Annotated in this window: 25 protein-coding genes; 3 read left to right on the top strand and 22 right to left on the bottom strand. The window is 61.5% G+C overall.

Annotated elements, in window-relative coordinates; all coding sequences use genetic code 11:
- Positions 1-6: 6 nt before the first annotated feature.
- Positions 7-1,215, bottom strand: coding sequence for an RtcB family protein (locus JAB6_RS25335; protein ID WP_070305381.1), 1,209 nt, complete (start codon positions 1,213-1,215; stop codon positions 7-9).
- Positions 1,216-1,494: 279 nt separating this feature from the next.
- Complete coding sequence (bla, locus tag JAB6_RS25330; RefSeq protein WP_070305379.1) at positions 1,495-2,439, bottom strand: subclass B3 metallo-beta-lactamase; 945 nt, start codon at positions 2,437-2,439, stop codon at positions 1,495-1,497.
- Positions 2,440-2,563: 124 nt separating this feature from the next.
- Here bla and JAB6_RS25325 point away from each other — a divergent pair, with 124 nt between their 5' ends.
- Positions 2,564-3,367, top strand: a complete 804-nt coding sequence (locus JAB6_RS25325; protein WP_070305377.1) for a metallophosphoesterase family protein — start codon at positions 2,564-2,566, stop codon at positions 3,365-3,367.
- Here the strand turns inward: JAB6_RS25325 and JAB6_RS25320 are convergent.
- Positions 3,364-3,891 (bottom strand): dihydrofolate reductase family protein, encoded by a 528-nt coding sequence (locus JAB6_RS25320; protein ID WP_070305375.1) that lies wholly within the window; start codon positions 3,889-3,891, stop codon positions 3,364-3,366. The genes JAB6_RS25325 and JAB6_RS25320 overlap by 4 nt on opposite strands.
- A 41-nt stretch (positions 3,892-3,932) precedes the next feature.
- On the opposite strand from JAB6_RS25320, the gene JAB6_RS25315 reads away from it, so the two are divergent.
- Complete coding sequence (locus JAB6_RS25315) at positions 3,933-4,529, top strand: TetR/AcrR family transcriptional regulator (RefSeq protein ID WP_070305373.1); 597 nt, start codon at positions 3,933-3,935, stop codon at positions 4,527-4,529.
- Between the two features lie 30 nt (positions 4,530-4,559).
- On the opposite strand, the gene JAB6_RS25310 is transcribed toward JAB6_RS25315, so the two are convergent.
- The 6 genes from JAB6_RS25310 to JAB6_RS25285 form a co-directional block, all read right to left on the bottom strand.
- Positions 4,560-5,237: a type 1 glutamine amidotransferase domain-containing protein gene (locus JAB6_RS25310; RefSeq protein WP_070305371.1), complete on the bottom strand. Its 678-nt coding sequence runs from the start codon at positions 5,235-5,237 to the stop codon at positions 4,560-4,562.
- A 22-nt stretch (positions 5,238-5,259) separates the two neighbouring features.
- A complete protein-coding gene (locus JAB6_RS25305; RefSeq protein WP_070305369.1) occupies positions 5,260-6,423 on the bottom strand; it encodes an iron-containing alcohol dehydrogenase in 1,164 nt (387 codons plus the stop codon).
- Between the two features lie 91 nt (positions 6,424-6,514).
- Complete coding sequence (locus tag JAB6_RS25300; protein ID WP_070305367.1) at positions 6,515-7,123, bottom strand: TetR/AcrR family transcriptional regulator; 609 nt, start codon at positions 7,121-7,123, stop codon at positions 6,515-6,517.
- Between the two features lie 66 nt (positions 7,124-7,189).
- The gene (locus JAB6_RS25295) at positions 7,190-8,599 is read right to left on the bottom strand and encodes an HdeD family acid-resistance protein (protein ID WP_070305365.1); all 1,410 of its coding nucleotides are present in this window, start codon (positions 8,597-8,599) and stop codon (positions 7,190-7,192) included.
- Positions 8,600-8,843: 244 nt separating this feature from the next.
- On the bottom strand, positions 8,844-10,094 hold the full coding sequence (locus JAB6_RS25290; RefSeq protein ID WP_070305363.1) for a low temperature requirement protein A: 1,251 nt from the start codon (positions 10,092-10,094) through the stop codon (positions 8,844-8,846).
- Between the two features lie 113 nt (positions 10,095-10,207).
- Positions 10,208-11,065, bottom strand: coding sequence for an oxidoreductase (locus tag JAB6_RS25285; protein ID WP_070305361.1), 858 nt, complete (start codon positions 11,063-11,065; stop codon positions 10,208-10,210).
- A gap of 113 nt (positions 11,066-11,178) precedes the next feature.
- Here JAB6_RS25285 and JAB6_RS25280 point away from each other — a divergent pair, with 113 nt between their 5' ends.
- Positions 11,179-12,120, top strand: a complete 942-nt coding sequence (locus JAB6_RS25280; RefSeq protein WP_070305360.1) for a LysR family transcriptional regulator — start codon at positions 11,179-11,181, stop codon at positions 12,118-12,120.
- A 140-nt stretch (positions 12,121-12,260) separates the two neighbouring features.
- On the opposite strand, the gene JAB6_RS25275 is transcribed toward JAB6_RS25280, so the two are convergent.
- The 13 genes from JAB6_RS25275 to aspS form a co-directional block, all read right to left on the bottom strand.
- Positions 12,261-13,040, bottom strand: coding sequence for an enoyl-CoA hydratase (locus tag JAB6_RS25275; RefSeq protein ID WP_070305358.1), 780 nt, complete (start codon positions 13,038-13,040; stop codon positions 12,261-12,263).
- Positions 13,041-13,113: 73 nt separating this feature from the next.
- Positions 13,114-14,310, bottom strand: coding sequence for an acetyl-CoA C-acyltransferase (locus JAB6_RS25270; RefSeq protein ID WP_034753391.1), 1,197 nt, complete (start codon positions 14,308-14,310; stop codon positions 13,114-13,116).
- 60 nt (positions 14,311-14,370) lie between these two features.
- On the bottom strand, positions 14,371-14,817 hold the full coding sequence (locus JAB6_RS25265) for a PaaI family thioesterase (RefSeq protein ID WP_070305557.1): 447 nt from the start codon (positions 14,815-14,817) through the stop codon (positions 14,371-14,373).
- Between the two features lie 62 nt (positions 14,818-14,879).
- The gene (locus JAB6_RS25260; RefSeq protein WP_034753388.1) at positions 14,880-17,279 is read right to left on the bottom strand and encodes a 3-hydroxyacyl-CoA dehydrogenase/enoyl-CoA hydratase family protein; all 2,400 of its coding nucleotides are present in this window, start codon (positions 17,277-17,279) and stop codon (positions 14,880-14,882) included.
- A 14-nt stretch (positions 17,280-17,293) separates the two neighbouring features.
- Complete coding sequence (locus JAB6_RS25255; protein ID WP_034753387.1) at positions 17,294-19,084, bottom strand: acyl-CoA dehydrogenase C-terminal domain-containing protein; 1,791 nt, start codon at positions 19,082-19,084, stop codon at positions 17,294-17,296.
- A 78-nt stretch (positions 19,085-19,162) separates the two neighbouring features.
- Positions 19,163-19,765 (bottom strand): TetR/AcrR family transcriptional regulator, encoded by a 603-nt coding sequence (locus tag JAB6_RS25250; protein WP_034753385.1) that lies wholly within the window; start codon positions 19,763-19,765, stop codon positions 19,163-19,165.
- Between the two features lie 257 nt (positions 19,766-20,022).
- Positions 20,023-20,412: an RNA-binding S4 domain-containing protein gene (locus JAB6_RS25245; protein ID WP_070305356.1), complete on the bottom strand. Its 390-nt coding sequence runs from the start codon at positions 20,410-20,412 to the stop codon at positions 20,023-20,025.
- Complete coding sequence (gene clsB / locus JAB6_RS25240) at positions 20,409-21,572, bottom strand: cardiolipin synthase ClsB (protein WP_034753382.1); 1,164 nt, start codon at positions 21,570-21,572, stop codon at positions 20,409-20,411. Before clsB ends, JAB6_RS25245 begins: the two co-directional genes overlap by 4 nt.
- 9 nt (positions 21,573-21,581) lie before the next feature.
- Positions 21,582-22,403, bottom strand: a complete 822-nt coding sequence (locus JAB6_RS25235) for an endonuclease/exonuclease/phosphatase family protein (RefSeq protein WP_034753381.1) — start codon at positions 22,401-22,403, stop codon at positions 21,582-21,584.
- Between the two features lie 70 nt (positions 22,404-22,473).
- Positions 22,474-22,740, bottom strand: a complete 267-nt coding sequence (locus JAB6_RS25230) for a hypothetical protein (protein ID WP_070305354.1) — start codon at positions 22,738-22,740, stop codon at positions 22,474-22,476.
- Positions 22,741-22,849: 109 nt separating this feature from the next.
- Entirely contained in the window at positions 22,850-23,143 is a 294-nt protein-coding gene (locus JAB6_RS25225; protein ID WP_072457749.1) for a hypothetical protein, read from the bottom strand.
- 19 nt (positions 23,144-23,162) lie between these two features.
- Positions 23,163-23,627 (bottom strand): dihydroneopterin triphosphate diphosphatase, encoded by a 465-nt coding sequence (gene nudB / locus JAB6_RS25220; RefSeq protein WP_070305350.1) that lies wholly within the window; start codon positions 23,625-23,627, stop codon positions 23,163-23,165.
- A gap of 84 nt (positions 23,628-23,711) precedes the next feature.
- A complete protein-coding gene (gene aspS / locus JAB6_RS25215; RefSeq protein WP_035824170.1) occupies positions 23,712-25,508 on the bottom strand; it encodes an aspartate--tRNA ligase in 1,797 nt (598 codons plus the stop codon).
- Positions 25,509-25,560: the final 52 nt, after the last annotated feature.

Here is a 25,560-nt window from a genome sequence, read left to right as displayed (position 1 = left end):
CTCCTTTCAACCCTTGATGCAGACGACCTGGCGCAAGGTATGCACCACCTCCACCAGGTCGCTCTGGTGCGCCATCACGGCGTCGATATTTTTATAGGCGGCCGGAATCTCGTCGACCACGCCGCCATCCTTGCGGCATTCGATACCGGCAGTCTGCTCGGCCAGATCGAAGCGGTCGTAACGGCGCTTCGCCTCGCTGCGGCTCATGCTGCGCCCCGCTCCGTGCGAGCAGGAACACAACGACTCCGGATTGCCCTTGCCGCGCACGATGAAGCTGCGCGCGCCCATGCTGCCGGGGATGATGCCCAGCTCCCCCTGCCGCGCCGAAATGGCGCCCTTGCGCGTCACGTACAAGTCGGCATTGCCATGCGTTTCGCGCGCGATGTAGTTGTGGTGGCAGTTGATGGCTTCTCCATCGAGCTGGAACGGCGGCGCAAACTTCGCCAGCGCGTCGAGCACGCGGCGCATCATCTCGCTGCGGTTGAGCAGCGCATAATCCTGCGCCCAGTCCACCGCTTCCACATAGTCGTCGAACACCGTGGAGCCTGCACTCAGGTATGCCAGATCCGCGTCCGGCAACTGCAGCTGGTGGCGCCGCATGTCCTTCTGCGCGGCGGCGATGAAGTATCGGCCGATGGCGTTGCCGATGCCGCGCGAGCCCGAATGCAGCATGATCCACACGCGCTGTTCCTCGTCGAGGCAGATCTCGATGAAATGGTTGCCGCCGCCGAGGGTGCCGGCCTGGCAGATCCACGTGCGTTCGAACTGGCGCAGCATCTTGGCGATACCGCGGTGGCGCTCGACGATATGCTCCAGGCGGCCGGCAAGGGGGCGCGTGGCGCGTGCATGGCGCGAACCCTGCACGCGGCTCCAGTCGTGCTGCTCGAAACCGACGGGCACGTCCGCTTCGATGGCGCTGCGCAGGCGCGCCAGGTTGTCGGGCAAGTCGCTGGCCGTCAGGGTGGTGCGCACGGCGTTCATGCCGCAGCCGATGTCCACGCCCACGGCGGCCGGAATGATGGCGCCGCGCGTGGGAATCACGCTGCCGACGGTGGCGCCGATGCCGGCATGCACGTCGGGCATGGCCGCCACATATGGATGGACGATGGGCAGGCTGGCGATATTGTGCAGCTGGCGCAATGCCTGCGCGTCGATATCGTCGGTAAAAATATGCACGGGCACATGGGCGCCGCGCAGGGTCTGATGAATGGGCATAACGGTGTTCCTGATGTCTGCGTTATGCCGGGGTCCTGGTAAACCAAAAAACCCCGGCGAGTTTCCTCACCGGGGTTTTCAAGGACACCGGCTCGGGATCGGCAAGATGCCGGTGGCCCCGAGCGTCATGCGCGGGGCTAGTGGAAGTACGACTTGCTGCCAGCCTGCTCGAACATGGGTATCCTTTCTTTTGTTGGGTTAATCTGCATTGCGGACGATGATTCTGCACCGGATGCTGCAGTGCGTCAACCGCTTTTCATGGCGAACGCGCCAACGTTGTTATTTTGTCGCAGCCGCTTTTTCCTTGGCGATGCGCGCATCGAGCTTCGCTTCATTTTTGGCCGCGTAGCTGCTGCACGCCTGCGCATCGATGAAGGGATTCGGCGTGACGCCTTCCAGCAATTGCGTCAGCTTGCGGTCGCCGCCGGAATGGTCGGGATGGGCCGAGATCAGGATGTCGCATGGCAGTTTGGCGAAGTCCTGCATGACGCGGCGGAAGGCCGGCGTCAGGTCAGCATGGCGTTCATCGCCCAGGTAGTGAAAATCGTCGGCCGCCACCGGCGTGAGGCTGGCGCCAAACACGACGTTAAGGCAGTCCGTACGCTCCTCATCCTCGCACGACACCCAGGTCCAGCTGGTGCTGCCCGGCGTATGGCCGGGCGTGTAGCGCGCCGTGATGGTCACGTCGCCCAGCTGCAGAGTTTCGCCATCGGCGATTTCGCGCACGTTTTCCACGGCCGGCATGGGGTCGATTTCGCCCGCTTGCGGGTCCATGGCGAGCACCGAGCCCGCGCGCAGCGCCTGCGCGCCGAGCGGGCTGGCGACCACTTGCGCGCCGCTGTCGCGGGCCAGGGCGGCGATGCCGCCCGAATGGTCGAAATGCGCTTCCGTATTCAGGATGAACTTGATGTCTTCCAGGCGAAAGCCCAGCTCGAGGATATGCTCCTTGATGGCGGCCACCGATTGCGGCAGCGCGCCGTCAATCAGGATCAAGCCTTCGCGCGTATCGATCAACACCACGCTCAAGCCGCCCACGCCCACGTAATACGTGTCGCCGTGGATGCGTGCCGGCTGCTGCGGGCGGTTCCATTGCGCCGCATACGGCGAGGCGATCGGCTGCGTCAAGGAATCGATGGCAGGCGTTTCCGCATGTGCGGCAAACGGCAGCGCCATGGCGGCCAGCGCGATGCTGAGCAAGGACTTGGGAAGGAAGAAAGGCGGCATGCGGCTCCAGGGTAAGTTGCGGTAATCGATGCCACAGGGTAACGTCGCTACCCTTGCGCGGTCAAGCAGACTGGCGCGGCAACTTGCGCTACGATAGAGGCCCAGTCACTGCTCCCCTATTGCCATGCGTTTGCTGATCCTGTCCGACCTGCACCTGGAAGTCTGGGGTGACGACACACCCGCCATCGACCTTGCCGCCTGCCGACCCGACGTGGTGATCCTGGCCGGCGACATCGACACAGGCAGCAACGCCATCGCCTGGGCCGCGCGCACCTTCGGCGCCCTGCCCGTGCTGTACGTGCACGGCAACCATGAAGGCTATGGCCACCAGCTCGAACACATGCAGGACGCCGTGCGCGACGCCTGCGCCAGCGCCAATGCGCAAGGCGCCAACATCCGCCTGCTCGACGGCGACGCCGTGACGCTCGGCGGCATGCGCTTCCTCGGCGTCACGCTGTGGACGGATTTCCTGCTGTTCGGCGAGGAGCGCCGGGACGAAGCATTGAGCGCGGCGCAAGCCTACATGCCCGACTACAAGCGCATCAGCACGGGCGGCGACACGCCGCGCCTCTTGTGCGCCAGCGACACGGCGCAGCTGCACGCACGGCACCGCGCCTGGCTGGAACGGCAGCTGGCGCAACCCTTCGAGGGCAAGACGGTCGTCATCACACACATGGCGCCCTCGATGCTGTCGGTGGAAGCGCAATACGCGACCAATCTCGGTTCGCCCGCGTTCGCCTCGCAGCTCGATGCACTGGTGGCGCAGGCGGACCTGTGGGTGCATGGCCACATGCACGCCTCGCTCGACTACCGCGTCCGGGATTGCCGCGTCGTGTGCAACCCTTGCGGCTACAAGCGGCCCGACGGCACGCCGGAAAATGAACGCTACGATCCCGGCTTCATCGTCGATATCGCCAGCGCGGGCTAATTTTTCCGATAGCGCAGCTGCACCACGCCGCTGGGCAGCTGGCGCGTGCCGTCCAGGCGCCAGTCGCTGCGCGGCAAGCCGTCCTCGAACAGGCGCACGCCCTTGCCCAGCACCACAGGCAGCACGGACAAGGTCAGGCTGTCGATGACGCCCTCACGCAAACCGGCGCGGACAACGGCGCCGCCATCGAGATACACGTGGCGGCAACCCTCTTCCGCCAGCGCCTCCAGCACGTCCCGCACGCTGCCTTCGCGGCGCTGTTCACCATGGCGCGGCGCGAAGCCGCGGTGGCTCAATACCTGCACGCGCTTGCCCGCATACGGCCACGGTTCGAACCCCAGCACGGCGTCATACGTGGTACGGCCGATCAGCAAGGTATCGACCTGCTCCATCAATGCCGTGTAGCCGGTGGCATCGGGCGAGTCGGGCGCCAGTTCGGCCAGCCAGGACAGGTCGCCGTTCTCTCCCGCGATGCAGCCATCGAGGCTGATACCGAGAAAAACGCTGACGAAAGTTTTTTGCATGGGTGCTCCTTGATTTAATTCTACAGTGTAGAATTATGCCCATGAAAACCCAAAAACTTCAAGCCACGGAATCTCCCGTGCGCCGCGCCGGGCGTCCGCGCCGCACCAAGCCCGCGTTGGACAACGCCGCCATCCTGCAAGCGGCCCTGGCCCTGCTGGAAGAAAAAGGCGATGCGTTTTCCATGCGCGCACTGGCGCAGAGCCTGGGCGTCGACGCCATGGCCGTGTATCACTACTACGCGGGGAAAGAGGAACTGTTGCTGGCCTTGATGGCGCAGCGTTTTGCCGCGCTCGATCCGCAGCAGTCACCGTTTACACAACGCCAGGGGCCGCAGCGTCGTCTGCTGGCGCTATGCGCGCTGTACCTGGAACTGGTCAGCGCCACGCCGTATTTCGTGCGCCTGATGGCGCGCGGGCTGGTGGAGCAAGCCGACGTGGCCCAGCGGTTCACGGCGCTGTTTGAGCAAGCCCTCGACGGTCTCGCGCTGGACAAGAAAACCCGGCTGCGCGGGCGCGATACGCTCGTCGATTTCCTGCACGGCTATGCGCTGGCGGGCAGGCCGGCCAGCGAGACGCAATGGCACGCCTCGGTCGGCCTGATCCTGGCGGGCATGGCCGCCGGACGCACTGCAGTGTGACGTCCAGCGGCCGGACGCACTACCCGGGCATCAGCCCAGCAGCTTGAGCAGCGCCTGCGCGGCCGCTTCAGACGATGCGGGATTCTGGCCCGTGACCAGCAAGCCATCGGTGACGGCGTACGGCTGCCAGTCGCCCAGTTTCGAGTAGACGCCGCCGTTTTGCTTGAGCATGTCCTCGACGAGGAAAGGCACGATGGCCGTCAAGCCGACGGCGTCTTCCTCGGTATTCGTAAAGCCCGTCACCTGCTTGCCGCGCACCAGCGGCGTGCCATCGGCTGCCTTCACGTGGCGCAGCACGCCGGGCGCGTGGCAGACGGCGGCGACGGGCTTACCGGCGGCGATCATCTGCTCGATCAGCGCGATCGAGTGCGGGTCTTCGGCCAGGTCCCACAGCGGGCCATGGCCGCCCGGGTAAAACACGGCATCGAAGTCCCCCGCCTTCACGTCGGCCAGCTTGCCCGTGTTGGCCAGCACAGCTTGCGCATCGGCGTCCTGCTTGAAGCGGCGCGTGGCGTCCGTTTGCGAATCCGGCTCGTCGCTTTTCGGGTCCAGCGGCGGCTGGCCGCCGTGGGGCGACACTACCGTCAGCTTCGCGCCCGCTTCTTTCAGGGCATAGTAGGGCGCGGCGAATTCTTCCAGCCAGAAGCCGGTTTTCTTGCCGGTATTACCGAGTTGGTCGTGCGAGGTCAGTACCATCAGGATGTTCATGTTGTGTCCTTTTATGTCAGGGTTACAGTGCTGCTTCGAGGATACGGCGGCTGCGCGCGAGGTCGATATCGCGGTGTTCGCCGAGTGAGGTCATGCCATGTGCTTCCAGTTGCGTCAGTACCGCTTCCACCGCTTCCTGGCCCAGCTGATAGGCCGACAAACGGGTCGGGATGCCCAGGCCTTCAAAGAAGGCGCGCGTGCGGGCGATGGCGGTATCGATGCGCTCGTCGTCGCTGCCACTGGTGATGTTCCAGACATGTTCGCCATACTGTAGCAATTTGCCGCGTTTCTGCTCGCGCTGCACGTCCAGCAGGGCTGGCAGCACCAGCGCCAGGGTGCGCGCATGGTCGATGTCGTACAGGGCCGTCAGTTCGTGGCCGATCATGTGGGTGGCCCAGTCCTGCGGCACGCCCGCGCCGATCAAGCCATTCAGGGCCAGGGTGGCGGTCCACATCAGGTTGGCGCGAGTCGCATAATCGTCGGGCGAGGCGACCGTCTGCGGCGCGATCTCGACGAGCGTCTGCAGCAAGCCTTCGGCAAAGCGGTCCTGCACCATCGCCTGCACCGGATAGGTCAGATACTGCTCCGTCGTGTGGACAAAGGCATCGACCAGGCCATTGGCCACCTGTGTGGCCGGCAAGGTGAAGGTCTTGCTGGGGTCGAGTACGGAAAACTGCGGGTACAGCAGCGGATTACGGAAACTCAGCTTGGCATGCGTGGCTTTTTTCGTCACCACGCCGCCGCTGTTCATTTCCGACCCCGTGGCTGGCAAGGTCAGCACCGTGCCGAACGGCAGGGCACGCTGCAAATTGGCGCCGCCGCGCTCGGCGATTTCCCACGGCTCGCCGTCGTACAGGGCGGCTGCGGCGACGAACTTGGTGCCGTCGATCACGGAGCCGCCGCCGACGGCCAGCAGGAAGTCCACTTTCTCGCTGCGCACCTGGGCGACGGCGCGCATCAGGGTTTCATAGCTGGGATTGGGTTCGATGCCGCCAAACTCCTGCACGCTGCGCTGGCCCAGCGCAAGCGCAGCTCGCACTTCGGCCAGGGTGCCGGTCTTTTCCGCGCTGGCGCCGCCGTACAAAATCAGCACGCGCGCATCATGCGGCACCAAGATGGACAATTTGGCGACGGTGTCGGCGCCGAACACGATCTTCGTCGGGTTATGGAATTCAAAATTCTTCATGCTGCTGCTCCCTTATTATTAGACTGGTCGTCTAGAATGCAGTTCAAAAAATGCGGACGTGGTGCGTCCGCTTGTTTGCTTGGTTTGCTGCCTATCGGTCGCTGTCCGGCGGCAGCTGCAACATCGCCAGGGTCGCACGCCAGGCCGTTTGCAAGGCGCTGGCGTCGCGCCGCAGCTTGGTCAGCATGGCCGCACCCAGCCACAGCTGGTACAAGGTGGCGGCCATCTGCGCCGGATCGGCCACCGATGGCAAGGTATCGTCCACCCTGCCGCGCGCGATGGCCAGGGCCAGTCTGGCGATGATGCGGTGGGTGCCGTCGAGCAGCGCCACGCGCATCGGCTCCGACATGTCCGCCACTTCACTACTCAGCTTGACCACCAGGCAGCGGCAATCGCAGCCGCTGCCGTCGAGGCTTGCACTGGTCCAGCTGGCCCAATACGCCATCAGCGCCTGCGCCGCGTTCTGGCCCGGCTGGCCCAGCACGAGCTCCATTTCGTCCAGGTAGCCGGTGACGTAATCTTCCAGCATCGCTTCTCCAAACAATTCCTTGGACTTGAAGTAATGGTAGAACGAGCCTTTGGGCACGTCGGCGGCCGACAGGATCTCGTTCAGCCCCACCCCGGCAAAACCCTTGCGCGTGATGATGGCCTTGCCCTGGTCGATAATGTGCTGGCGCACGTCGGTGTATTCAGCTTTCATGCGAGGCATTGTAGCACAATTAGACCAGTCGTCTATAGACCTCTATTTCAATGCAGCAGCGGCGACCTACGCGCGCTTGTCACGCATGGCGTCTTCAGCAGGCTGCTCGCGAAGATCAACGGCGCCATGATCCTGGGCGCGCCATTCGCGGCGCAATTGCGCCATCCGGCTGAAGGCGGTCCTTGCCAATTTCCACCAGGCGAACGGACGCGGGTCGGCCAGCATGCTGAGCGCTCGGGAGTAATCGAGCGTCAGCCCGGGCGTCCACGCCATCGTCACGGCACGCTTGCGGATCTGGGCGGCGACCCACAGTTCCGGCGTCGCCAGGATGCGAAAAAACACTCTCCAGCCTGCGCGCTCCCCGTACAGGCGGCCAACGGCGCCGTCGATAGCCGCTTCCAGAGCCCGGGCGACGGTACTGGAACAATTGCGATGCGTGAGATTGTAAGTCGCGTCCTCGCGATAATGGCGCCAGAAAGACTGCAGCTGGCGCGGGTCGTAATTCCGGATACGGACCTGAACGGTGGACGGGCACCATGCCTTCGACTCTGTCGCGTAATCGGGCTGAAATACGCCCGGTACGTCATTCTCGCGGGTGGCGCGCAGCAGGCGTCCGAAATCGTCGGGCGAACGGTCGATCTCCACACTCGGATACAGGCTGATATAAATACCCTCCGGCGACTCCAATGCCGCATGCCCGGTGGAGATCACGCCATTGACATCGACCGCGGCGATATAGCGGTCGACGATCGGGTAATTCTGGGTGGGCGACTTGGCTGAACCGGAAGGCGTCCAGACGTGCACCGTCAGCGCCTGTTCATGGTCCGCGGGAGGACCTTCCCACTCCACTTGCGTGAATGCGGAAGCAAGCTGCTCATCCGGCTGAACGTCAGGCTGCACCGATTCCGACAGCGCCGGGTTATCGCTCATGCGGCGAACACGGGCGGCCAGGGCGATCAAGTTGGCGCCGCCAAACATCAGGAACAAGCCCAGGCAATACGGCAGTGTGCCGACATAATGCGTCGGGTAGGGCTGATAAAAGAAAATGGCCAGCGCAATCTCGGCCACACCCCACGAGAAGGCCACGCGCCAGCGGCGATAGCGGACCATGTAAGCGGAAATGCACTGTATCAGCCCATCGGCGAGAAACAGCGTCCCAAAAATCATCGATAACAGGAAATTGCCATGGTGGTGACCGGCGAAGATCAGCATCGCGGCCAGCACGACGGCGCAGCCTTTCACGTATCGCAGGATGCGTTGGCCGCCGACGCCGGTCCATGCCACAGCCAGCGTTGCCAGGCCTTCGGCCAGGAACAGGTAAGCAAAGAAATTGATCGGGAAGTACAGTGCGTTATCGAGTGCGTCGATAAATATGACCAGGCCTGCGAGCAGCCATATTAATCCGATCAACAGGATACCGCGCCAGCGCTTGCGTAGATATTCGACGCCCAATAACAGCAACACCAATCGAATCATGAATGCTCCTCCTGTTTTTAACTGCAGCAGCAATACTCGAACAATACGCATTAACTGGCCGTCATGGCTGTGAAAGCGTATGGCTACGGACTCTCACATCATTGAGAATGACAAGTGTCGCAATCAATGAATTAGCGTAAAAATGAAATTCTTCAGAAAAGTATCATAAAAGATAAAAATGTCAGGTTTGCTTGCCGGCAGCCGTATCAACAGCATGCAATCGGTTCGCGCACTGCGTCACACACTAACGGGGAATGAGCATTTCGCCCTGGTGACGGTGTCCCAATACTTCATAGCCGACGACCGTGATGACCGGTGCAAAGAGCAGAATACCGAGACATTCAACGATATTCGCGCCAAAGATCGCCGCCATGATCGCTGTCGCGATGACGGCAGCTGTTGCAAGCAAAAGCCATATATGCAGTTGATCGAAGCGGCGCACAAGAAAATAGTGGAGCGCATAAATCAAGGCGAGGAAAATGGTCACGGGAATCGCGGTGGCGAGCAGGGCCGGGAGTGTGCCGATATGGGCCTTGTTTTCAATCAGGTTCGCCGCGACGTCAAGGCCAGCCCCCGTTGCCACAATAGATGCAATGATCAGTATCTGCCCATAGCTCCAGATGAAAGCGCGTGAGCGATGCACGTGCAGCACATTTGCCGACGGCAGAATGGAATACACCCACCACATGCCAAAGGTCAGTCCGACACCTGCAAGGCAAGCGAGCGCCGTTTCCAGTGTCCAGCCCTGGTGCTCTATTTCGGCAGACAAAGTCGCGACCGTACCGACCAACCCTTCACCCAAGGCAAGGATGGCGAACAGGCTGTAGCGTTCGGCAATGTGCTCCGCGTGCCAGGGCGTACCGCCATCCTTGCGCTCCGCCAGCACGGGGCCGGCGAACTCGATGAGAAACCAGATGACAACGAGGACAATGGTCACGCCCATCGAGAAAGGGAAAAGAATAATCGCTATCCAGCCTATCTGGGCAATCGCAATGGCGGCGGCATAGGTGAGGCACGCGCGGCGCCGTGCGACGTCTTGCCTCGCTGCCCGCAACCATTGAAATATCAGCGCCATGCGCATGATCACGTAGCCAAGTACCATCACCGAGTTATCGAGCTGCTGGCCGTGTTCGAGGGAAGAGAACAGGCGCGGCAAGCCAACCGCCAGCACCAGCACACCCGTCATCTGTACCATGGTGGTGATGCGGAAAATCCAGTCGTCAGTGTCGTAGGCAGATGCAAACCACGTGAAATTGAACCAGGCCCAGCAGATGCAGAGGCTCGAAAATCCAAATCCGATGAGCGCGCTGGCGTAATGGCCTGCCGCGAGTGCGTGTGCGAACTGTGCCGCGGCAAACGCAAAGCATGTGACGAAAGTCAGGTCGAATAACAATTCCAGAGACGATGCGACACGATGCGGCTCGTGCGGATCGCGTCCTGACATCCGCCGTATGTGATGGTGGAGAACTTTGACAACAGAATCAGGTGTGCTCATGCGTTATTCCTTGCCAGCGAACGCGATATCAACAATGGTTTCAAGAATCGGGGGATGCAGCTGCGAACCGCTTATATGGGCAAATTCAGGCATGGCCCACCGGTCAAACTCTGTCAGGCGGGAAAATCCGTCGATGCGGAGAGGTCGCGCCACGTCTCCATTTCCTGTGCCACAAAGGCGTTTTTTGCGGCAATAGCAGCCAGCGTATCGGTGCCCATGGGAAGGCGCAGTGGCGGATTGGGCGCGTCGGCAAGGCGGAGCATGGCGGCCGCCAATTTTTTTGGATCACCGGGCTGATTGTGGTTCAGCGCTAACGCTTGTTTGCGCACGGCGCCCGAAGTCGCCGCGTAATCGCCAATTTCATCGGGTGCTACGAGCAGCGACGAGGCATCGAGAAAATCGGTGCGGAAATAACCTGGTTCAACGATGGTGGCGTGAATTCCCAGTGGCTTGAGTTCGGTATGCATGGCTTCCGTGATGCCTTCGACGGCAAATTTTGTCGATGAATACACCCCGAACCCTGCCGCAGCCTGATAGCCGCCGATCGATGAAATATTGATCACGTGACCGGAACGCTGCGCCCGCATTGTGGGCAGCACGGCGCGCGTCACGTTCAGCAAGCCGAAGACATTCGTGTCAAACATCCGTCTCACATCCGCATCGCCAGACTCTTCCACGGCAGCCAGCAGACCGAAGCCCGCATTATTGACGAGCACGTCAATACGCCCAAAATGTTCCAGCGCAACACGCACGCCCAGCCTGATTTGCTCCTCATTCGTCACGTCGAGCGCAAGCGGCAGCAACGCGGAGGATGTGCCAAGCCGCTCGACGACCGCTGCCGCGTTACGCCCGGTTGCGACCACCGCATTGCCGTCCGCCAGTGCCGCCTCTGCAATCAGCGCGCCGATGCCCCTGGATGCACCGGTGATCAACCAGACGCGCTTGAATTCGTGCTGTTGAACGTTCTTCATCATTCTGCTCCCGAGGTACTTAAAGGGCGAATGATAGAAGCAAAAATTGGCATGAACTAGTGGTCAAATGCTAGAATGATAATCAACTAAAACTTGCTAATCATTCTCGCTCCATGAACGATATCCGCGCCATTACCGTCTTCGTCCGCACGGCAACGCTGGGCAGTTTGCGGCGCGCGGCCGTCGACCAGGGCATCTCGCCGCAGGCGGCCAGCCAATCGGTGATCCAGCTGGAAAAATCACTTGGCGTGCGCCTGTTCCACCGCACCACGCGCAAGCTGAGTTTGACGGAAGAAGGCCAGCGCCTGTTCGACAGCGTGAAACCGGCACTGGCCATACTGTCGTCGTCCCTCGACGAAGCGCGCCGGTCAAAGGAAGAAGTGAACGGGATATTGCGCATCAACGCTGCCCAGTCGCTGGGGCTGTCCGTGCTTTGGCAATTTTTCGAATTATTCCACCAGTCCCATCCCAAAGTGCAGCTCGACATCCAGCTCGATGATCAGTTCACCGATCTGGTGAGCGGACGCGCCGATGTCGGTTTCCGGGGTGGACCGCCGCCCTCGGGAGCGTCGATTGCGCGGCGGCTCGTGCCCATTCAGTTGATCGTTTGCGCATCGCCGGACTACATTCAGCGCCACGGCGCTCCTCGGACGATAGACGAACTGAGCCAGCACAGCTGCACCGGCTATCGGTGGGCAAATACAGGCAAGGTCGCCCAATGGCAGTTCCAGATCGGCGATGAAATTGTGCATCGGGACATACCGGCCGTCATTTGCGTGAATGACACCGCGATGGAGACACGGGCGGTGTTATCGGGTCTTGGCATTGGACAGCTAGGTAGTTTCGAGGCGATGCCGCATATCCGTAGCGGCCGGCTCGTGCCTTTGCTCATGCAGCATGTCAGCGAGTGCGGCGCCATCTATATCTACTATGGGCATCGGGCGGAACAGTCTCTGCGGGTGAGGACTTTTATTGATTTCATGATCGAGAAACTCGCTGACAACCGCGCATTCTTCCTCGATAGTTCGGAATTGGCCGCTTCCATCCCTCGTTGAAGGCATATCCTCCTACGCAGGTCGGGGGCTGAGAAAAATCCATTCGATGAATTGCGGCAGCACCGGCCACCGCATTCTCATCACCGATCGCCATGTCCAAATCAGATGGTGCCGGGCCCGACGAGATGTCAGGCCCCGCCTTATGCAAACTGTTTGAAATCCGGCTTGCGCTTTTCAAAGAAGGCCGTAAACGCTTCCTTCGCCTCGGCGCCACCCAGCATGGCGCTGAACAGTTTGTTTTCCTCGGCGATGGCCACCTTCATCGACTCCATGCGGCTTTGCTTCATCAATCGCTTGGTAGCGCGGATGGAGGCGGCTGGCAAGGCTACCAGCTTGGCCGCCTGGCCTTGCGCGTACGTCATCAAGTCGTACAGGGGCACGACTTTCGAGACCAGGCCCATTTCCAGCGCTTCGCTGGCCGGGAACGCTTCGCCCAGCATCAATTTTTCCGCCGCGCGCGGGTACCCGGCCAGTTGCGTGAGCAGCAGGCTGGAGCCGAATTCCGGGCACAGTCCCAGCTGCGTGAACGGCATCGAGAAGCTGGCGTTGTCGGCCGCGTAAACGAGGTCGCAATGCATCAGCAAGGTGGTGCCGATGCCGATGGCGGGACCGGAAACAGCCGCCACCACGGGCTTGCTGCTGCCGTACAGGGCACGCATGAACTGGAACACGGGACGGTCATGGTCGGGCGAGCCATCTTTCGGGCGCGCCGTCTTCATGAAGTCGTCGAGGTCGTTACCGGCCGTGAAAATCTCGCGCTTGCCGCAGATCAGGATGGCGCGCACTTCATCATCGGTCTCGGCCGCCACCAGCGCGTCGGCCAGGGTCTGGTACATGGCACCCGTGATCGCATTCTTGCGTTCCAGGCGGTTGAATTCCAGGGTCAGGATGCCCTCGCTCTTGCTGCACAAAATATCCATGTCGTCTCCAAAAAGATAAAGGGCGCCTGGGTAATCCCGCAGCGCCCTGTTTTATTGCTTTAGCCCGTCGAACTTAGACGCGTTCGAAAATACCTGCCGCGCCCATGCCGGCGCCCACGCACATCGTGACCATGCCGTACTTCTGCTTGGTGCGCTGCAGTGCGTGGATCACGGTGGCGGCGCGGATGGCACCGGTCGCGCCCAGCGGGTGGCCCAGGGCGATCGCGCCGCCCATCGGGTTGACCTTCGATGGGTCCAGGCCCAGGTCGCCGATGACGGCCAGGGCTTGCGCGGCAAACGCTTCGTTCAGCTCGATCCAGTCCAGCTGGTCTTGCGTGATGCCGGCGGCGGCGCATGCTGCCGGAATGGCGAATTTAGGACCGATGCCCATGATTTCCGGCGGCACGCCGCGCACGGCGAACGAGGAGAATTTCGCCAGCGGGGTCAGGTTGTGCTCGCGCAGGATTTTTTCGCTGACGATCAACAGCGCACCGGCGCCGTCGGACATCTGCGAGCTGTTGGCGGCCGTGACGGAACCCTTGGCGGCGAACACAGGCTTCAGTTTTGCCAGCGACTCCATCGACGAATCGGCGCGCGCGCCTTCGTCCGTGTCGACGGTGCGGCGCGTTACATCCACCTGGCCGGTGGCCAGGTTCGGCGTGCGCGTGATGATTTCCACTGGCGTCGTTTCCGCCTTGAAGAAGCCGGCTTGCTGCGCGGCGATGGCGCGGCGGTGCGATTCAACGGAGAACGCGTCCTGCTGTTCGCGCGACACTTTCCATTGCTGCGCCACTTTTTCGGCCGTCAGGCCCATGCCGTAAGCCATACCGATGTTCTCGTCGCTGAACATGTCCAGGTTCATCGATGGGTGGTGGCCCATCATCGGCACCATCGACATCGATTCGATGCCGCCGGCGATCATCACGTCGGCTTCGCCCACGCGGATGCGGTCGGCCGCCATGGCAATCGCCGTGATGCCCGAAGCGCAATAACGGTTGACGGTGACGCCGCCAACGGTTTTCGGCAAGCCGGCCAGCAGCACCGAGTTACGCGCGATGTTGAAGCCCTGCTCCGCTTCCGGGAACGAGCAGCCGATGATGGCGTCGGTGATCAAAGCCGGGTCGAGGCCAGGCGCTTGCGCCAGGGCCGATTGCAGCACGCGCACCAGCAGGTCGTCCGGGCGGGTGTTCTTGAACATGCCGCGCGGCGCCTTGCCGATCGGGGTGCGGGTTGCAGAGACGATGTACGCGTCTTGAAGTTGTTTGCTCATTTTATGCTTTCAAAGATGTTGAACGAGGTTCGTGTTCTGTCGAATGTCCAGGATGCTGGCCTATCGCTTCTGCGACAAATACCAGTCCACCGTCACCTGTGCCGCCAGCGTGCCTTCGGCGTCGAAAATATCGACCTCCACGGGAAACGCCACCTTGCCATCCTGCGCCAGCTGCGCCTTCAAGGCAGCCAGGTCGCCCGGTACCCGGCCTTCGGCGCGCGTCGCGCCCCGGGCCACCTTCTGGTACTGGATGCGCGACTCCTTGGCCACCGGGCGCAAGCCCAGTATCAGCTCGGCGAAGCCGCCAGCCATGGCCGCGCCGGAAGCCGTTTCGGCCAGGGTAAACAAGGCGCCCGCATGCTGCGTGCCCAGGTGATTATTCAGTTTTGGATCTTCCGGCATCGACACCTTCGAGGTGCCGGCGCCGATGTCGTCGATGCTGATCCCCAGCAGCCGCACGAAGGGCAAGGTGTCCATCATCTGTTGTTTGATACGGTCATACACCATGCTTGGCCTCACGCGCAGCAATACTTTAAAAATAATGGACAGGATCGTCATCGACGTCAGGCTTAGTTGCGTACCGGCTTACCGGTTTGCATCATGCCCATGATCCGTTCCTGGGTTTTCGGATGGTTCAACAGCTCCAGGAATGCCTTGCGTTCCATATCCAGCAGCCACTGTTCGCTGACGAAGCTGCCCTGGTCCACGTCGCCGCCCGATACGATCTCGGCGATCATCTCGCCCAGCTTGAAATCGTGCGCCGAAATGAAGCCGCCGTCGCGCATGTTGACCAGCTGCGCCTTGATGGTGCCCCAGCCGTAACGGCCCGTGACTTGGATCAGCGATGGGAGCGCTGGACGGAAGCCGGCGTCGAACATGGCGCGCGCTTCGACCTTGGCCACGTGCAGCAGCTCGTAGGCGTTGAATACGATGACGTCGTCTTCCTTCAAGTAACCCATCTTCTTCGCTTCCAGCGCCGACTTCGACACGTTGGCGGTGGCTGCGTTGGTGAAACCCGTCTTCAGGAATTGCAGGATGTCGTTACCCTTGGCTTCCTTGTAGGCGCGCTGCGCCGCTTCCTTCAAGCCGCCGCCGGCAGGAATCAGGCCGACGCCCACTTCCACCAGGCCGATGTAGGACTCGATCGAGGCCACGCGCTTCGATGCATGCAGGGCCAGTTCGCAACCGCCGCCCAGTGCCAGGCCAGCGACCGCGGCGATCACCGGCACGTTCGCGTATTTCAGCGACATGAAGGTGTTCTGCAGTTCGGCGATGATCGGATCGACGGCTTTCACGCCGCCTTGCATGAACGCCGGCAGGGCCGATTGCAGGTCGGCGCCGGCCGAGAAGGCGCCGCCTTCGGCTGCGTCGGCGTGCCAGATCACCAGGCCCTTGAAGTTCTTTTCCGCTTCGGCCAGCGCCAGTTTCAGGCCGTTGATGACGCCTTCGCCGATCACGTGCATCTTGGTCTTGAACGAAATGATCAACACATCGTCGCCCGTATGCCAGACGCGCACGGATTCGTCTTCGAAGACGGTGGTGCCGGCGGTCTTGCCGTCGATGGCGCCACTGCCCAGGACGGGCGCGCGGAATGGCTGGCGGTCATACACGGACAGGGTCGAGCGTGGCACGAAGCTGTTCGACACGGCGGAGTACGAACCTTCCGGCGTGTGCACGCCGCCTTTTTCAGCGACCGGACCTTCGAAGACCCAGGCTGGCAGCGGCGCGTTGCACAGCGCGTGGCCGGCGTCGATGTCTTCCTTGACCCAGTTGGCCACTTGCAGCCAGTTCGATGCCTGCCACGTTTCAAACGGACCGACGTTCCAGCCGAAGCCCCAGCGCATGGCGAAGTCGATGTCGCGCGCATTGTCGGCCACAGTGTCGAGGTGAATGGCGATGTAGTGGAAAGCGTCGCGGAAGATCGCCCACAGGAACTGGCCTTGCGGGTTCGTCGATTCGCGCAGCGCCTTCATCTTCTTGACCGGATCCTTTTCTTTCAGGATGCGGGCAATGATGTCGGCGGCCTTGGCGCCGCCGGCCACGTATTCACCGGTGGCGAAGTCCAGGCGTTGAATTTCCTTGCCGACCTTCTTGTAGAAGCCTGCGCCGCTCTTCTGGCCCAGCGCGCCTTTTTCCACCAGCTTGGCCAGCACTTCCGGCGTCTTGTAGACGGCGGCGAACGGATCGTTCGGCAGGTAGTCCTGCATGGTCTTGATCACATGGCCCATGGTGTCCAGGCCAACTACGTCCGCCGTGCGGAAGGTGCCCGATTTGGCGCGGCCCAGCTTGGCGCCAGTCAAATCATCGACGACGTCCACGGACAGGCCGAATTTTTCAGCTTCGTGCACGATGGCCAGGATGCCGAACACGCCAACGCGGTTGGCGATGAAGTTCGGCGTATCCTTGGCGCGTACCACGCCCTTGCCCAGGGTGGTGGTCAAAAAGCCTTCCAGCTGGTCGCTGATTTCAGGCTTGGTGAACTCGGTCGGGATGATCTCGACCAGGTGCATATAGCGCGGCGGGTTGAAGAAGTGCACGCCGCAGTAGCGCGATTTCAGGTCGGCGTCGAAGCCTTCGGCCAGCTTGGTGATCGACAGGCCCGAGGTGTTCGAGGCGAAGATCGCGTTCGGGCCGATGTGCGGGGCGACCTTCTGGTACAGGTCGTGTTTCCAGTCCATGCGCTCGGCGATGGCTTCGATGATCAGGTCGCAACCGGCCAGCAGGTCCAGGTTGTCTTCGTAGTTGGCTACCTGGATCAGCGCGGCGTCATCCTTATTGCCCAGCGGGGCAGGCGACAGCTTTTTCAGGTTCTCGATGGCGCGCAGCACGATGCCATTCTTTGGACCTTCCTTGGCCGGCAGGTCGAACAGCACGACCGGCACTTTCGCGTTGATGCAATGGGCGGCGATCTGCGCACCCATCACGCCGGCGCCGAGGACGGCTACTTTTTTAACGATGAAATTGGTCATATTTTCCTCAAGTCTTAGAACAGGTCTGCGTCGAGTGCCATCAGGTTGGCCGAACCGGAACGCGCCTGACGGATCAGGGTTGCCGTTTCTGGCTGCAAGCGGGCGAAGTAGAAACGTGCGGTAGCCAGTTTGGCGGTGTAGAACTTGTCGCCGCTGGATTCTTTTTCGAGGGCGATCTTGGCCATCTGCGCGAACAGGTAGCTGTAGATCATGTGGCCGACGACGCGCAGGTAAGGCACGCATGCCGCGCCCACTTCGTCCGGATTCTGGAAGGCCTTCATGCCGATTTCCATGGTCAGCTTGGTGACTTTGTCGCCCAGGTCGCCCAGTGGGGTGACGAATTCGCTCATCGCTTCATCGGTGCCGTTGTCTTCGACGAATGCCTTGATCTTTTCGCCGAACTTGCGCAGCTTGGCGCCGTTGTCGCCGAGGATCTTGCGGCCCAACAGGTCCAGCGACTGGATCGTGTTCGTGCCTTCATAGATCATGTTGATGCGCGCGTCGCGCACATACTGTTCCATGCCCCATTCCGAGATGTAGCCGTGGCCGCCGAACACTTGCATCGCGTCCGAGGTGGCGATCCAGGCGTTGTCGGTAATGAAGGCCTTGATGACAGGGGTCAGCAGCGCCACTTCGTCGGCCGCTTCCTTGCGCACGTCGGCGTCGGGGTGATGCAGTTCGCGGTCGATCTGCAGCGCCACGTACGAGGTGAAAGCGCGCGCGCCTTCGGCGTAGGCTTTACCCGTCAGCAGCATGCGGCGCACGTCAGGGTGCACGATGATGCGGTCGGCCGGCAGTTCCGGGTTCTTGATGCCGGACAGCGAACGCATTTGCGTGCGGTCCTTGGCGTAGATCAGCGCGTTTTGGTAGGCGATTTCCGTCAGGCCCAGCGACTGCATGCCCACGCCCAGGCGGGCCGCGTTCATGAAGACGAACATGGCGTTGAGGCCCTTGTTCGGCTGGCCGATGATCCAGCCTTTCGCGCCGTCCAGGTTCATCTGGCAGGTCGAGTTGCCGTGGATGCCCATTTTTTCTTCGATGGCGCCGCAGGTGATCGGGTTGCGTTCACCGACCGTGCCGTCCGCGTTCGGCAGGAATTTCGGCACCAGGAACAGCGAGATGCCTTTCGAGCCTTCCGGCGCGTCCGGCACGCGGGCCAGCACCAGGTGCAGGATGTTTTCCGCCATGTCGTGCTCGCCGGCCGAGATGAAGATCTTGTTGCCGGTGATGGTCCAGGAACCGTCCGCCTCAGGCAGCGCTTTCGAGCGCAGCAGGCCCAGGTCGGTGCCGCAGTGCGGTTCGGTCAGGCACATGGTGCCAGTCCATTCGCCCGACACCAGTTTCGGCAGGTAGACTTCCTTCTGGTGGTCGGTGCCGTGTTCCTTCAGGCACTCGTAGGCGCCGTGCGACAGGCCCGGGTACATGGACCAGGCCTGGTTCGACGAGTTCAGCATTTCATAGAAGGAATTGTTCAGCACGACAGGCAAGCCCTGGCCGCCGTATTCCGGATCGCAAGCCAAGGCTGCCCAGCCGCCTTCGACGTACTGCTTGTAGGCTTCTTTGAAACCTTTAGGCGTGGTCACGCTTTTCGTGACGGGGTCGTGGTGGCAGCCTTCGCGGTCGCCCGAGTGGTTCAGCGGGAACAATACCTCGGAGGTGAATTTGCCGCCCTCTTCCAGCACCTGGTTGATGATGTCGGCGTCGACGTCGGCGTACGACGGCATTTGCTTCAGTTCTTCTTCCACTTGCAGGAACTCATGCAGGACGAATTGCATATCCCGGATTGGCGCGACGTATTGACCCATAATTTTCTCCTGAAGGCGATTAGCTAAAGTGTTGTACTTGTAAGTGCGTGTGCGTTGTTGCGGATACTGCCTGACGGCTTATTTGCTTGTGACGGAATTCTGGTACGACGCCAGCAGGCGGATAAAGCCCGCTTGCGCCCGTTCGATGCTGCCCGGCACGCGCAGGAAGCGCGCGTCGTGATGCAGGGCCAGGATCAGGCCATACATCTCGTACACCAGCTGCTGGGCGTCCGTGTCCGCTTTCAGGTCGCCCGTGGCGATCGATTGCTCGACACAGCGCAGCAACGCGCCCTGCCAGGCCCGCACCATGGCCACGAGGGCTTCGCGGATGGGACCGGGACGGTCGTCATACTCGACGGCGCCGCTGATATAGATGCAGCCGGAAGCGATTTCCACGCTGACCCGCTTGACCCAGCGCGCAAACATCGATTGCAGGCGCTGGATGCCGCGTGGTTCTTTCATGCTGGGGAAAAAGACTTCTTGCTCGAAACGATAGTGGTAGAGCTTCAGCACTTCCATCTGCAAGTCTTCGCGCGAGCCAAAGTGGGCAAACACGCCCGACTTGCTCATGTTCATTTTGTCCGCAAGCAGTCCGATGGTCAGGCCTTCCAGGCCGTCGCGGCTGGACAGGTCCAGCGCCACGTCGAGGATGGCTGCACGGGTCAGTTCGCCCTTGCGCATGAATTTGACTGAAGTATTCAAGAGGTCCGTTCTCAAAGTGAGGTTGCCGATCTGGCGGACTGAAGCGAGGGTAAAAAAAGCACGCTTCGAAAAAATCCGAACGCTCGTACTATTATCCACTACCACGTAAAAGTCAAACGGGAACTTTAGAGCCGGCGTTCTATTGGTGCAGCGCAGCATTCTTTGGCTGCGTGTTTGTAGCGATTTCAGACGGGCAAAAGCGGCGCGCGCCCCTGCCGCCTGAGTGCCAGCGCTCCTCAGTCGAGGCCGCCTGCCTTGTTCAGTTGACGGCGGTCGCGCTTGGTCGGCCGCCCTTTGATGGTGGTGCCCGGCTCGCGGAACAGCTTGCGCTCCTCGGCCAGCTGCTCGCGGCGGGCGATGCTGGCCGGCGTTTCGCCATACAGCAAGCGCGCCACGGGCGCCGCGCCGCGCTTGTCGGACAGGCCCAGCACGGCCACTTCCCATGTCTCCGCGCCATTGTCGATGGCCAGCTCGTCGCCCACGCGCACGCTGCGCGCCGGTTTCACGCGCTCGCCGCCCACTTTGACCTTGCCCGTATCGACAGCTTCGCTGGCCAGCGAGCGCGTCTTGAAGAAGCGCGCCGCCCACAGCCATTTGTCCAGCCTTACCGTTGTCATCTCGTTCATGCGTACTTGCCTACTGAAAAAATGCGCATCACCAGCCGGTACGCGAGGAACGCGGCTTCATAGCCGATGCGCCGGAAGCGGCCGATGTGCTTGAAATCGTCCTGGTGAATGACGATGCCGTCGGCCACGCCCTGCTCGATATGCTGGCGCAAGCTTTGCGCGAAGGCCACGTCCTTGATCACCACGTTCGCCTCCTGGTTCAGGAACAGGCTCAGCGCGTCAATATTGCTGGAGCCCACCGTCGCCCAGTCGTCGTCGACGACGGCCACCTTGGCGTGCAGCTGCGTCTTGCGGTATTCGACGATTTTCACCCCGGCGGCCAGCAGTTTCGGATAAAACGAGTGCGCCACGGCATCTTGCATACGGAACTCGCCCACGCCGATCAGCAGCACCACGTCGACGCCCCGCTGGGCCGCCTGGGCCAGCGCGTGGCGCAGCTTGTGTCCGGGTGCGAAATACGGGTTGGCCAGCATCACGCTTTTACGCGCCTGGCCCAGTGCCTGCAGGTAGGCGCGCTGGATGGTGCGGCGGTTGCGCAGGTTGTCGCGCACGACAAAGCCGGCCACGACGGGGTTCTTCGCCAGCTCCTTGCTGACGACGCGCATTTTGCGGTACAGCTTGATACGCCGCACCAGATTCATCTTGCCCAATCGCGCCCACTGCGCCTGCACCTCTTCGTGGATGGCGTCGACCAGCGGGCCCTTCACCTGCACGGCGAAATCCCAGCGCGGCGCTTCCAGGCTGATGTTGTGATCGTAGTCGCAAAACATGTCGTCGTTGATATTGATGCCGCCCACCAGCGCGATTTCGCCATCGGCCACGCAGATCTTGCGGTGCGTGCGCGTGATGCCGCGCCGGAACCACGGGTTGAAGATGCGGTGGTGCACGCCGGCCGCTTCCAGCTGCGCATGCATGGCATTGACCCGGCGGTTGCCCGTGCCGAACCAGTCCGTGATCATGCATACGAGCACGCCGCGCGCGGCGGCACGCTTGAGCGCGTCGAGCACCAGGGTGCCCGTGGCGTCGTCGGCAAAGATATACGTTTCGAAATAGACTTCCGAGCGCGCGCCGTCGATGGCCGCGATCAGCGCAGGAAAGTAATCGGTGCCGCAATACAGCAGCTTGATGTCGTTATGGGCGATGAAATTGACTGTACGCATGCCGGCAGTCTACGCGAGTTTCAAAGCGGCAACGATCGGCGCGTGGTCCGACAGTTTTGCCCACAAGGTGCCATGCATCACTTGCGCGCCTTCCACGTGGAAACCGCGCACATAGATGCGGTCCAGGCGGAACCACGGCAAGGCGGCGGGAAAGGTGCGCGCCGGCACGGGGATCGGCGTTTTCGTCTGGCGCCGCGCCAGGGTGCGCACCAGGTCGCCCAAGGCCGAGTTCGACGCGCGCTGGTCGAACACCTCGACCACGCCCAGCGCATTGCGCAGCTTGTCGCTGAGCGTGTTGCGCCAGTCGTTGAAATCGCCGGCAATGATGACGGGCTCGCCATCGGGCGCCGATTCCATCACGGCGTCGATCAGCGCCTGCGTCTGGCGTCCCCGTCCCGACTCGAACAGGCCCAGGTGGACGACATAACAGTGCACGTCGGCCTGCGGCGTCTTCAGCACACAATGCAGGATGCCGCGCTGCTCGTAGGCATGGTCGGAGACGTCGTGGTTGGTTTGCGAGGCGATGGGAAACTTGCTGAGCAAGGCATTACCATGGTGGCCATGGTCATACACGGCATTCATGCCATACGCGGAATGGTGCTCGGCGCCGGCAAAGAACTCATGCTGCGACGCTTCCGGCCAATGCTTGTGGCCGTTTTTCTCGGCGCCATAGCGGGCCGCATTGCGGTCGTGCTTGCCTTGCACTTCCTGCAAAAAGACGACATCGGCATGAAACAGGGCGATCGCCTGTTTTAAAGCATGTACGCGGGGCAAGCCTCGCACGGAGGAGACACCCTTGTGAATATTATAAGTTGCTACGCGGATTTTCATGCATTGATTCTACTCCCAGACGGGCCCCGCGCGGCGCCAGCGTAGGTGCGCGTGCGCACCTACGGCAGCTTTATTTACCTGCAGCCGACAGCAGCAGACTACTAGCGGCACTGATGCTGCCGACTATGGCGCCGGTCACCCACAAGCCCTTTATCAGGCTGGGGGCGCTGCTCCAGCTGAACGGTCCGCGTCCGCCAGCGAAGAAACGCGGATGCAGCAAAAATCCCAGCATCAACAAGGGCAAGCCCGCCTGCGGAAAACTGGCATGCGGCTGCTCCGGGAAACAGACGGCATACAGGCTGCCCAACACCCAGGACAGGAATAGCACACTGATCATGCGCTGCCGTAAAGAAAGTTGAGACCAATTCAGCATGCCATCCTCTCGTCATCGCTGACGTTGTTATTCATATCAAAATGTTGCCGGGTAATCGTTCGCTATCGGGTGTTCAGGCCAGCATGCGTCCCACGCCCGCCGTCACGCTGACGAGCAGCGCCGTGATGCCGGCCGCCCAGACGATCTTGACCAGCAACGGTGCACCGCGCCAGGCCACGGTGCGCTTGCCCTTGGCAAACGCGCCCGGGTGCAACAGCCAGCCGATCGCCATCAGCGGCATGCCGATCGGTGGCGTACGGCCGGGCACGGTGGAACTGAACAGCAGGAAGATAAAGCACAGGCAAAAAACAATGCCCAGGGTGCCCAGCAGTTTTTGCTGCGCAGTCAAATGTAACCAGTTCAACATGGAATGCTTTCTAGGGAAATCAGGTGGGACGCGCCAGGCCCGTCATGGCCGGCAATTGCAAAATCGCTTCCGCGTTGGACGACGAGAAACAGCGGTCGGCCGCCGCCAGATACGGCAGCCACGCGTATTGCAGATGCTCGCGCGGGCTCAGGGTGATGGCGATGTCGCGCGGCACTTGCACGCTGAACACGTGCTCCGTGTTGCGCGTCACGCCGGGCGCATAGCGGTGGCGCCAGATCGGATAGATCTCGTACACATTCGACAATTTCCAGTCGCGCAGCACGATATCGTGTCCATCGGCAACGATGCCGGTTTCCTCGAACAGTTCGCGCGCGGCCGTCTGCAGCAGCGGTTCGTCGACGGCATCGACGGAACCCGTCACCGATTGCCAGAAACCGGGCTGGCCCGCGCGTTCGATGAGCAAGACGTCAAGGTCAGCCGTATGAATGACGACCAGCACGGAAACAGGGATTTTATGAGTCATATCAACAATGAAAAAGGCGCCACGACAGCGCCTTTTTTTGCATAGTGGATCAAACAGCGGCCGCCGGGGCAGCCGCATGCTTCATTACACTACTTTTGGCTCGGCGCTGCGCAAACGGATGTGCAGTTCGCGCAGTTGCTTCTCGTCCACTTCCGACGGCGCATGGGTCAGCAAGTCTTGCGCACGCTGGGTTTTCGGGAAGGCGATCACGTCGCGGATCGATTCGGAACCCGTCATCATGGTCACGATACGGTCCAGGCCGAATGCCAGGCCGCCATGCGGTGGCGCGCCGTATTGCAGGGCGTCGAGCAGGAAGCCGAACTTCAGCTGCGCTTCTTCGGCATCGATCTTCAGTGCGCGGAACACTTTCGACTGCACTTCTTCGCGGTGGATACGGATCGAACCGCCGCCCAGTTCCCAGCCGTTCAAGACCATGTCGTAGGCCTTGGCGATGCAGGCGCCCGGATCGCTTTCCAGCATGTCTTCATGGCCGTCTTTTGGCGCCGTGAATGGATGGTGGGTAGCCGTCCAGCGGTCCGCTTCTTCGTCGTGCTCGAACATCGGGAAGTCGACTACCCACAATGGCTTCCACACGTCTTCGAACAGGCCGGCTTTCTTGCCGAATTCGCTGTGACCGATTTTCACGCGCAGCGCGCCGATGGCGTCGTTGACGACCTTGGCCTTGTCGGCGCCGAAGAAGATCAGGTCGCCGTCTTGCGCGCCCGTCTGCTCGAGGATCGTGGCCAGCACGTCGGCAGGCAGGAACTTGACGATCGGCGACTGCAAGCCTTCAGGACCCTTGGCTTTCTCGTTGACCTTGATGTAAGCGAGGCCCTTGGCGCCATAGATGGCGACGAACTGGGTGTAGGCGTCGATTTCCGAACGGGGCATGCTGCCGCCTTGCGGTACGCGCAGGGCAACCACGCGGCCACCTTTCATGTTGGCGGCGCCGTTGAAGACCTTGAATTCGACCGACTTCATGACTTCCGTCAAGTCCGTGAAGGCCAGCTTGACGCGCATGTCCGGCTTGTCGGAACCGTACAGGCCCATCGCTTCGGCGAAATCCATCACCGGGAACGGGTTCGGCAGGTCGATGTCCAGGGTGTTCTTGAAGACGACGCGGATCATGTCTTCGAACAGGTCGCGGATTTCCTGTTCCGTCAGGAACGAGGTTTCGCAATCGATCTGCGTGAATTCAGGCTGGCGGTCAGCGCGCAAGTCTTCGTCGCGGAAGCACTTGGTGATCTGGTAGTAACGGTCGAAGTTAGCGACCATCAACAGTTGCTTGAACAACTGTGGCGATTGCGGCAAGGCGAAGAAGCTGCCCGCGTTGACGCGCGACGGCACCAGGTAATCGCGCGCGCCTTCTGGCGTCGACTTGGTCAGCATCGGCGTTTCGATGTCGATGAAGCCCAGCGCGTCGAGGTACTTGCGCACTTCCATCGTCACCTTGTAGCGCAGGCGCAGGTTGTTCTGCATTTGCGGGCGGCGCAGGTCCAGCACGCGGTGCGTCAGACGCGTCGTTTCCGACAGGTTGTCGTCGTCCAGCTGGAACGGCACAGGCACGGAAGGGTTCAGCACTTCCAGCTCCGAGCAGACCACTTCGATCTTGCCGGACTTCAGGTTGTTGTTGATCGTGCCTTCGATACGGTTGGTCACGACGCCCGTCACGCGCAGGCAGAATTCGTTGCGCACGGCTTCGGCGACCTTGAACATTTCCGCTTGTTCCGGGTTGCAGACGATTTGCACCAGGCCTTCACGGTCGCGCAAGTCGATGAAGATCAGGCTGCCGTGGTCGCGGCGGCGATGTACCCAGCCGCACAGGCTGACGGTTTGTCCCAGCATGGCTTCGGTAACGAGGCCGCAGTATTCAGTACGCATAGACATAAAATTCTCAGTTCAGGTTAGTGAGTGTTCAATCCGGCCACGTCCC

This window comes from Janthinobacterium sp. HH104, from assembly GCF_001758715.1.
GTDB classification, from domain to species: Bacteria; Pseudomonadota; Gammaproteobacteria; order Burkholderiales; family Burkholderiaceae_D; genus Janthinobacterium; species Janthinobacterium aestuarii.
The sequence above is the reverse complement of the archived record's forward strand: the minus strand, read 5'-3'. Positions and strand labels throughout refer to the sequence as shown.